The organism is Mesorhizobium sp. M1E.F.Ca.ET.041.01.1.1, from assembly GCF_003997355.1.
Classification (GTDB): domain Bacteria; phylum Pseudomonadota; class Alphaproteobacteria; order Rhizobiales; family Rhizobiaceae; genus Mesorhizobium.
The window spans coordinates 1-8,981 of record NZ_RZSL01000231.1; the positions used below are offsets into that span (position 1 = coordinate 1).

Below are 8,981 nucleotides of genomic sequence, written 5' to 3' on the forward strand. Positions count from 1 at the left end.
GTTCAGCGCTCCGCCGATCGCCGCCAAGCCGCCGATGAATGTCCCATGCGCGAGATCGGTATCCTCATTGGCGAGTATGTCCCAACGGTCGATCACCCAATCTGACAAGACCGCGCTAATGCCGCCGTCGATTATTCCGAGCCGTGGGTGTGGGCGTCGGCTGTCGCGCACCGGTATGATCGCGTCTTTGGGTCGTCGGCGACCAAAAAGGTCGGCGGACGGACCCGCGCGCACGACAATACCAGGCAACTCAATCCGTCGCACAAGCGGATGGTGGTCAAGAAATGTCAGCAGGCGAGAATGCTGGGCGATGTCGGGATTGAATGGCGCGAGGTCACGGCGACGTTCCACCATTGAAGGTTCGTTGAGCTGCAGGACCGGCTGGGCTCCTGACTGATCGAGTCGCACAGACAATATCGTCTGTTTTTGGTGGCGATCCGGCAGCCGCTCGACAGTCACACCATGTTCAAGCCCGTTTAGTCCTGAAATAAACGACTCCACTAGCCGACGATGGCCCGAGTCGATACGGTCCCATTCCGAGCGAGGAGGCGGCGCGTCGAAAAGCTCGACCTGATAGCTACTGCCAGTCATCGGGTTGGACAGCCAGGCGACTGCCTCTTCTGCTGAGAAGCTCCGACGATCGCTCGGACCGAAAAGCTCGATACGGTCTATTGCGCCTGTTTCGCTCTTCCGAGGCGACGGATTCGGCACGTCCCTTTGTTTCTTCTCATCGAAGCGCATGATCGTATGCGTCTCTGCCTTGGCGATCTCCTCAGCGACTCTACGGAGCGTGCTTGGACGCCCTTCGACAATCATGATGCCGAGATCGCCTCCGCCAACCAGCCGCGTTCGGTCGGATCGGAACAAAGTCACGATCGGACGGTGGCTCTTGGCCCAAGCCTCACGGCGCAGGATGACCTTCACATAGCCAACATCCCCTTGCGCTTGAGCACTAAGAACACCCGAAATCGCCTCGACCTGTCCGATGAGGGCAGCCTTGTGGTCCCGAAATGCGCGATCACGGTGAGCGAAGAAATCCTTCCCTCCGCCTCCACCCCCAGCATCTCGTGCTTCCACGTAGTTTTCCGGATTGAGGACGACCTGGATCGGGCTAGCCATTCGACACCTCGTCGGTCGAACGACCCACCTGACGACCGAGCTGACGACTGACAGTCGATTTATCCTTGCCGGCGATCTCTCCAATGTCGGTCATGGAAAAGTCAAGAATCGGATCGTTCCGCATTGCCCGAAATAGATTGGCAGGATCATCGAACAGGAGCGCGCGACGCTCACTCTGGACCCGAGCTGCATTCAGTGTTGCGAACTGCCGTAACGTATCGAGCAGACCGCGCTTGTCTTCATCACGAACGGTAGTTGCCTTCTTGTAGGTCCGAACCAGCGATTCGATTTCGGCGCCGGTCGATCCCTCGGTGAACCATGCGATCAGACGCAAATGGCTGTCGGGAGCTTTAACCGGTGGCATGAAATGCGCGGCAATCGCCTTACGCATTTCAAAGTCCGGCTTAGGAATTTCCAGTTGCACCTCGAAGCGGCGCCACACGGCAGAATCCAGAAGCTTTGGGTGATTGGTGATACCGATCGTGAAGCCGACATCGCGACGAACATCGAGGTTCTGCAGCAGCGCGTTTACGACGCGCTTGATCTCTCCGACCTCCTGCGGGTCGTCGCGTACCTTGGCGATGGCGTCAAACTCATCAAGCAGGAGGACGCATCGGTGACGATTGGCGAACGCAAACAGGTTGCCGATGTTGCGCGCGGTCGTTCCAAGAAAAGATGACACTAGGCCGTCCAGCTTCACCAACACCACCGGCAGGTCGAGCTGTTGGGCGATCCATAACGCTAGGCGTGTCTTTCCCGTGCCCGGCGCGCCATAGATCAAGCATGTTTTCGACGGCCGGATGTCGATCTCGGATAGCGCCTCGAAGTTGGCCCACTCATCAATGATCGTGCCTATCGCCTGGCTCACTGTTGCGTTGAACAGAGGTGCGGACGGTTGGATATCCGCTGGGAAAATCACTTCCGCCAGAGCTGCCGCCGTCTCACGATCGACCGGAATTGGCGCATTACGTGTCAACGCCTCGCCCAGTATCTGCGATTTCGAGCGCTCGATGCGACTCGGCGATATTTCCTTGGTTCGATCCGCTGTGGTCAGCAGGCCTGTCAAAGTGGCGGCATGCTTGGACTCCCCATCCTTCAGCAAGGCGTCGCGAAGGCGCTCGACCTGTTTCCGTACCGCAGGTGAGGCGTCCGCCATCGCTGCGCGGCAGAGTGCTTGAATGATGGCAAAGTGTTCCATATGCACGTCCTTGGCGTTGCAGAAGTGCGCCGATATGATGCATATACATGGGATTGTGATGCATGGCAACTGTCAAGTGTTGCAATATGGAGGCATTATGATGCGTCGACAAGCATAGTGTTGTGGAACGGTTCCGACGAATCGGTCGGATTTGAAGGATCTATTTCTTCGCCACGCCCGATCCAGGCGCACTCTTTTGAAGAGGTAGCTGGGCCGGAATGGCCACGGAGACGAGGGTTCAGAAGATCGGTATCCGCGTCGATCAGAGATCGTCGCCGACGAGGACGAGAAAACGAGACCAACGCGAGAGTTTCACCATTGGGCCGATTTCAACGTTCATACAAACGAACTGAATGGCGTTTTTAGGGGCACTGCAAGGTTTTTGCGCGGGACAATGGTAACTTGAACGAAACGGGAACGAGGGGGTTTCGCTATTGTTTTCTGCAACCATCCGGAAACTTGCGATCCAGTGTCACGACACGAAAGCCCTGATTGTCCGACGTTTTGAAACCAGCCCGTAAAACGGTCGTTTCGCGGCGTACACAGAATTTGTCCGAAAACCTTGCCATTCGTAGGCAAATCGGAAATTGTCCGAATTCAACGGGAAAACGGACGCGTCACCCTCATGACTGCCATCGGCTATGCAAGAGTCTCCACCGGCGACCAGGAAACTGCCCTGCAGCTCGACGCATTGCGCAAAGCAGGCTGTGACAGGGTATTCGAAGACAGAGCATCGGGCGTGAAGGCTGATCGGCCTGGTCTCGGCGAAGCAATTCGATATGTCCGGGAGGGCGACACACTCACCGTCTGGAAGCTGGACCGCCTCGGCCGCTCGATGAAACACCTGATCGAGATCATCACCGAATTGGAGGCCAAAGGCGTCGGCTTCCGATCCATCACTGAAAATATCGATACAACGACATCTGGCGGGCGCTTGGTATTCCATTTTTTCGGCGCCCTGGCCCAATTCGAGCGCGATTTGATGAGGGAAAGAACCCGCGCTGGCCTGCAAGCCGCGGTGGAAAGAGGCCGACGTGGCGGGCGGCGGGCTGTCGTGACGCCTGAGAAGCTTGAAAAAGCTCGCCAGTTGCTCGCAACCGGTCTCAACGTGCGCGAAGCGGCCGCGCGCGTAAAGATAGGGAAAACTGCGCTCTATGAAGCGCTCAAGGCCGAAAAGTCAGTCGCATCCACCGTCAAACCGATATGAGTTCTGCCGCGCGCGAGCGCGAGAAGAGAGAAGAATGTCACTCAGTCACAATCGTCATAAGAAGCTCATCGAGATGGTCCAAACGGACGGCGAAGTTCGGATCCGCGATCTGATGTCGCATTTCAATGTATCCGAAGAGACCGCCCGACGGGATATCAAGCAACTCGAGCAAGATGGGTTGGTCGTGCGCGTCCATGGCGGTGCAGTCGCCACACAGCAACCGAAGCTCCTGGCCATCTCGTCGCGTGCCGTTTCTCAGCTGGCAGAAAAGAACGCCATCGCCGAAATCGCGCTCAGCCTTTTGAAGCCGGGTCAGAATCTTTTCTTTGGTGGGGGAAGCACGGTGCTGGCGCTGGCGCGTCGGATATCCATGTTGCCGGAAATGCGTATCGTCACCAATATGGTCGACACCGCCATCGCAGCCTCCGAAGGCGGCCGGCACCGCGTCGTCCTGCTGGGCGGTGATTTCAACGGCGATTATCGCGTCGTGACCGGATTTGCGGCCCTGCGCACGCTTCGCGAACAGCAAATCGATATCGCATTCATCGGGGTCAATGCGGTGCACCCGACGCTCGGCGTTTTTGACTATGAGCAGGGTGGGCAGGAACTCGCAGCGACGCTTGCAGAACAGGCACGGAGGATCACTGTGCTCGCCGACCATAGCAAGTTCGATCGGTCGGCGCGCTACCGAACCCTGCCTCATTCTGCCATCGCCACAATCATCACCGATCAGAAACCGGCACCGGACATACTGACCGCCATCGAAGGCGCTGGCGCTGAAGTCCTTTACCCGCCGCAAAATCCGTCATAACCAGCATTCTATTCACGCCCATCTCCATCACGATCCGTCACACTCCCGCGTAAAACTGTCATGTAGCTGCTCTATATCTCGGATTGGAAACGGATGTCTGTTCATCCGCCAGAGAGTGAGAGGGTTTCTGGACATGCAAGCATCACGTCGCACATTTCTTGGCATGACGGCTCTGGCCGCCAGCACGATGGTATTGCCCCGGCCCGTCATGGCCGCAGCCGGCCAGCGGCCAGGCCTCAACATCGCAGTCCAGGACCTGCGCACCATTCTGGAACCGGTAGATAGTTCCTCTAACGCCAATGTTTCCTGGCGAGTGCAGTACAGTATCTATGATCAAATTCTGCGGACCGACTACAATGATAACTATCGACTGCACTTCGCGCTTGCGAAGTCGCTGAAACAACTCGATACGAAGACCTATGAGATTGGCCTGCGCGACAATGTGAAGTTCCATGACGGTTCTATAATGACGGCTGACGACGTCGTGTTCTCGCTTGGCTTGGAGCGGTTGCGCGGCGAGAAGGCGCCTGGCGCAGCAGTGTTTGGAAACTTTCTTGCCTCGCTTGCCGATGTGCAGAAGATCGATGATCGAACCGTCCGTCTGGTTACCAGAACTGAGGATCCGGTCTTGATCGACCGTCTCGGCGCCTGGGGCGCCCAGATCATCAGCGCCAAGGCATGGAAGGCCGCCAGGAATTACAACGCGTGGGCAGCGCTGCCGATCGGCACTGGTCCTTACAAAATCGGCGAAGTGCGAACGGGCGATGAGATAACGCTGATCGCGCACGACGAATATTGGGGCGGCCAGCCGCCGTTCGCCTCCATTCGTTTCAAGCGGCTGCCCGAGATCGCCGCGCGCATCGCGGGCCTTAAGGCGGGAGACTACGATATCGCCACAGATATTACCCCGGATCACATTGCGGAGATCGACGGCGTCAACGGCCTTTCAGTTACTGGTGGCGAAACCACGTGGTTCCGCTTTCTCACCTTTGCTCCGCTCAGGACTCCCGTCCTGAAGGATGCCAATCTCCGACGTGCGCTTGCTTCCGCCATCGATCGTGATGCGCTCGCAGACGGCCTCTGGAACGGCCGCGCAAAGGCGCTCAACGGCTTTCAGCTGCCGATCTTTGGCGAGATCAATGACCCCGACCGCAAGGGCGTGTCCTACGACCCGGCTCTGGTCAAGGAGTTGCTCGCCAAGTCCTCCTACAGGGGCGAGGAAATTCCCTATCCGACCGTCGGCACTTACTACCCGATGCAGCTTCCGGACAACCAGGCACTTGTCGAAATGTGGAAGGCCGCAGGGATCAACGTCAAGCTGATCATGTGCGAGAACTGGGACCAGGTTGGCAACATCGGTGGCATCAATGATATGTCCGGTGGGGGCCTCTACGCCGATCCCGTCTCCATGCTCTGGCAGATCATCGGTCCGACAAACGACCTGCAGGCCTCGGGCGGCTGGACCAATGCCGAGTTCAATGCGCTCGGCAATCAGCTTGAGACGACGACGGATCTCGCCAAGCGCAAAGCCGCGTTCAAGCGCATGCAGGACATTGTCGAGATCGAAGATCCCTGCGTCACACCGCTGCACTCCATGCCGTTCATCTATGGGCAAAAGAAGGACATCTCTTGGAAGCCCAATCCGCTGCCGCAGATGTGGCTTGGCCCCAAGTTGCCGCCCGAGCCTGTGGCGTGAGCCCGATGCAGAACGCATTCAACACGAACAGCGCGGATCCCGCGCTGTTCGCCCGTTAAGGCGTCGCCGGTCGCTTCTGAATGCGCCGGAACATCTATATACGCGCGATCCCTCCGTCAGACGGTCCGGTGTCCGGTTCACCGCCATACCGGGCGCCCCATCGCATCGGGCTATCCCTGCCACACATTTAACCGCTGCCCATGCCTGTTTCCGTCATAATCCGTCATACACCCGCATAAAACTGTCATATAACTGCTCTATACCCGGATTGGAAGCGGATTGCCTGTTCGTCCGCCAGAGAGAGGGTTTTTGACATGGAAACATCACGTCGCACATTTCTCAGCATGACTGCCATGGCGGCTGGCGCTCTTGCACTGCCGCGCTCGCTTTTGGCCGCCGGCGGCCAGCGGCCAAGCCTCAACATCGCAGTCCAGGACCTGCGCACGATCCTGGAGCCTGTGGCCAGTTCTTCCATCGCCAACGTCTCCTGGCGGGTGCAGTACAGTATTTTTGATCAGCTGCTACGGACCGACTACAACGACAATTTCCGCCTCAACTTCGCTCTGGCGACATCGTTGAAGCAAATCGACGCGAAGACCCACGAGATCGTCCTGCGCGACAATGTGAAGTTCCACGACGGATCCACGATGACGGCTGACGACGTGGTGTTCTCGCTTGGCGTGGAGCGGCTGCGCGGCGACAAGGCGCCGGGTGCAGCGGTGGTTGCCAACTTCCTCTCTTCACTGGCCGACGTGCAGAAGGTCGACGATCGCACGATCCGCCTGTTCACCAAGACGGAAGATCCTGTCTTCGCAAACCGGCTCGGGGCATGGGGCACCCAGATCATCAGTGCGAAGGCATGGAAAGCCGCCGCGAGCTACGACGCATGGGCGGCAAAGCCGATTGGCACCGGACCCTACAAGATCGGCGATGTGCGCAGCGGCGACGAAATCACCCTGGTCGCCCATGACGACTATTGGGGCGGCCAGCCGCCGTTCGCCTCCATCCGCTTCAAGCGGCTGCCCGAGATCGCCGCGCGCATCGCCGGCCTCAAGGCCGGAGACTACGATATCGTCACCGACATTACGCCGGACCATATCTCGGAGATTGAAGGCGTCAGTGGACTCACCGTCACCGGGGGCGAGGCCATGTGGTTCCGCTTTCTCACCTTTGCCCCACTCAAGACGCCTGTCCTGAAGGATGTCAACCTACGCCGCGCACTCGCCTTCGCGATCGATCGGGAAGGCTTGGCTGACGGTCTCTGGAACGGCCGCGCAAAGGCGCTGACCAGCTGGCAATTGCCGATCTTCGGCGAAATCAATGATCCCGAGCGCAAAAGCGTGTCCTACGACCCGGCTCTCGTCAAGGAGCTGCTGGCCAAGTCTTCCTACAAGGGCGAGGAAATTCCCTATCCGACCGTCGGGACCTACTACCCGATGCAGCTTCCGGACAACCAGGCTCTGGTCGAGATGTGGAAAGCCGCGGGTATCAATGTCAAGCTGATCATGTGCGAGAACTGGGACCAGGTCGGCAATATCGGCGGTATCAACGACACGTCAGGCGGCGCCTTTTACGCCGATCCTGTCTCCATGCTCTGGCAGATCATCGGTCCGACAAACGACCTGCAGGCCTCGGGCGGCTGGACCAATGCCGAGTTCAATGCGCTCGGCAATCAGCTTGAGACAACGCTGGACCTCGCCAAGCGCAAGGCCGCATTCAAGCGCATGCAGGACATTGTCGAAATCGATGACCCCTGCATCACGCCGCTGCACTCCATGCCCTTCATCTACGGGCAAAAGACGGACCTGGCGTTCACGCCCAATCCGTTGCCGCAGATGTGGCTCGGCCCGAAGTTGCCGCCCGAGCCTGTGGTGTGAAGCCGATGCTGAACGCATTCTACACGAACAGCGCGGATGCCGCGCTGTTCGCCAGTCAGGACGTCGCCGGTCGCCGCAAACGACCTATTCTCACGGTCAACGGCCTCACCGTATCCTTCAACGGTGAGGCCGTGCTCCATGGTGTCGACCTTACCGTTAATAAGGGCGAGGCGATTGGTATCGTTGGAGAGTCTGGTTGCGGCAAGTCCGTGACGTGGCGTGCGGTGCTTGGCCTCCTGCCAAAGTCGGCTAAGGTCATGGGCGAAGCGCGTCTGGATGGTTTCAACCTCGCTGGCGCCAGCAGCTCCGTACTCGATCGGGTGCGCGGCGGCCGCATTGCGATGATCTTCCAGGATCCCGCAAGTGCGCTCAATCCTGTCCATCGCATCGGCGCCCAGATTAACGAGGCACTTTTCCTGCATCGCGGCCTCACGGGCGCGGCAGCGCGCGCAGAGGCGCGACGGTTGTTGGACCAGGTTGGCATTCCTGACGCGACCAGCAGGCTAAATGCCTATCCACACGAACTCTCAGGCGGGCAGAACCAGCGGGTGATGATCGCCATCGCGCTCGCCGGTGAACCCGAGCTTCTGGTCGCCGACGAGCCGACCACGGCGCTTGACGCCACCGTGCAGGCGCAAATCCTGCTGCTGCTCAAAACCATCCAGCGCGACACCGGTATGGGGCTCGTCATGATCAGCCATGATCTTGCTGCCGTGGCCGCTGTCTGTGACCGCGTCTGCGTCATGTATGCCGGCCGCATCGTCGAGGAGGCAGCCACGCCTACGCTTCTGAACGCGCCGCAACATCCATACACGCGCGATCTCATTGGCGCGATCCCTCCCTCGGACGGCCCGCGTGTCCGGTTGACTGCCATACCGGGCGCCCCGCCGCATCGTGTCTTGCCGTCAGGCTGCGCCTATGCGCCGCGCTGCCGAAGCGCAGACGCCGCATGCGGCATGGCAAGGCCGGACATGCGGACGGTATCGGCACACCACGTCGTCCGATGCCTCCGCGTCGCTGATGGTGCATGTCAATGACGCTTCTGCAGCTCGAAAAGGTCAGTCGTCGATATC

Annotated in this window: 6 protein-coding genes and 1 pseudogene; 5 read left to right on the forward strand and 2 right to left on the reverse strand. The window is 59.1% G+C overall.

Features of this window, described 5'->3' with window-relative positions; genetic code table 11:
* Nucleotides 1-1,119 (reverse strand): annotated as a pseudogene (locus EOA38_RS19195) (hypothetical protein); the annotation flags it as partial.
* A complete protein-coding gene (locus EOA38_RS19200) occupies nt 1,112-2,317 on the reverse strand; it encodes an ATP-binding protein (protein WP_127299973.1) in 1,206 nt (401 codons plus the stop codon). The gene EOA38_RS19200 and the pseudogene EOA38_RS19195, both read right to left, overlap by 8 nt.
* Before the next feature lie 625 nt (nt 2,318-2,942).
* On the opposite strand from EOA38_RS19200, the gene EOA38_RS19205 reads away from it, so the two are divergent.
* The 5 genes from EOA38_RS19205 (at nt 2,943) to EOA38_RS19225 (ending at nt 8,945) form a co-directional block, all read left to right on the forward strand.
* On the forward strand, nt 2,943-3,524 hold the full coding sequence (locus EOA38_RS19205) for a recombinase family protein (protein WP_127299974.1): 582 nt from the start codon (nt 2,943-2,945) through the stop codon (nt 3,522-3,524).
* Between the two features lie 34 nt (nt 3,525-3,558).
* A complete protein-coding gene (locus EOA38_RS19210) occupies nt 3,559-4,335 on the forward strand; it encodes a DeoR/GlpR family DNA-binding transcription regulator (protein WP_127299975.1) in 777 nt (258 codons plus the stop codon).
* A gap of 163 nt (nt 4,336-4,498) precedes the next feature.
* A complete protein-coding gene (locus EOA38_RS19215; protein ID WP_245480877.1) occupies nt 4,499-6,031 on the forward strand; it encodes an ABC transporter substrate-binding protein in 1,533 nt (510 codons plus the stop codon).
* Between the two features lie 353 nt (nt 6,032-6,384).
* On the forward strand, nt 6,385-7,908 hold the full coding sequence (locus EOA38_RS19220) for an ABC transporter substrate-binding protein (RefSeq protein ID WP_245480878.1): 1,524 nt from the start codon (nt 6,385-6,387) through the stop codon (nt 7,906-7,908).
* A gap of 5 nt (nt 7,909-7,913) precedes the next feature.
* A complete protein-coding gene (locus EOA38_RS19225; RefSeq protein ID WP_127299978.1) occupies nt 7,914-8,945 on the forward strand; it encodes an ABC transporter ATP-binding protein in 1,032 nt (343 codons plus the stop codon).
* The last annotated feature ends 36 nt before the right edge of the window (nt 8,946-8,981 follow it).

What these genes read in the sequence shown, in the direction of transcription:
- EOA38_RS19225 (WP_127299978.1), top strand. Translation starts at nt 7,914, where the DNA reads ATGCTGAACGCATTCTACACGAACAGCGCGGATGCCGCGCTGTTCGCC.
- EOA38_RS19215 (WP_245480877.1), top strand. Translation starts at nt 4,499, where the DNA reads ATGACGGCTCTGGCCGCCAGCACGATGGTATTGCCCCGGCCCGTCATG.
- EOA38_RS19205 (WP_127299974.1), top strand. Translation starts at nt 2,943, where the DNA reads ATGACTGCCATCGGCTATGCAAGAGTCTCCACCGGCGACCAGGAAACT.
- EOA38_RS19220 (WP_245480878.1), top strand. Translation starts at nt 6,385, where the DNA reads ATGGCGGCTGGCGCTCTTGCACTGCCGCGCTCGCTTTTGGCCGCCGGC.
- EOA38_RS19210 (WP_127299975.1), top strand. Translation starts at nt 3,559, where the DNA reads ATGTCACTCAGTCACAATCGTCATAAGAAGCTCATCGAGATGGTCCAA.
- EOA38_RS19200 (WP_127299973.1), bottom strand. Translation starts at nt 2,317, where the DNA reads ATGGAACACTTTGCCATCATTCAAGCACTCTGCCGCGCAGCGATGGCG.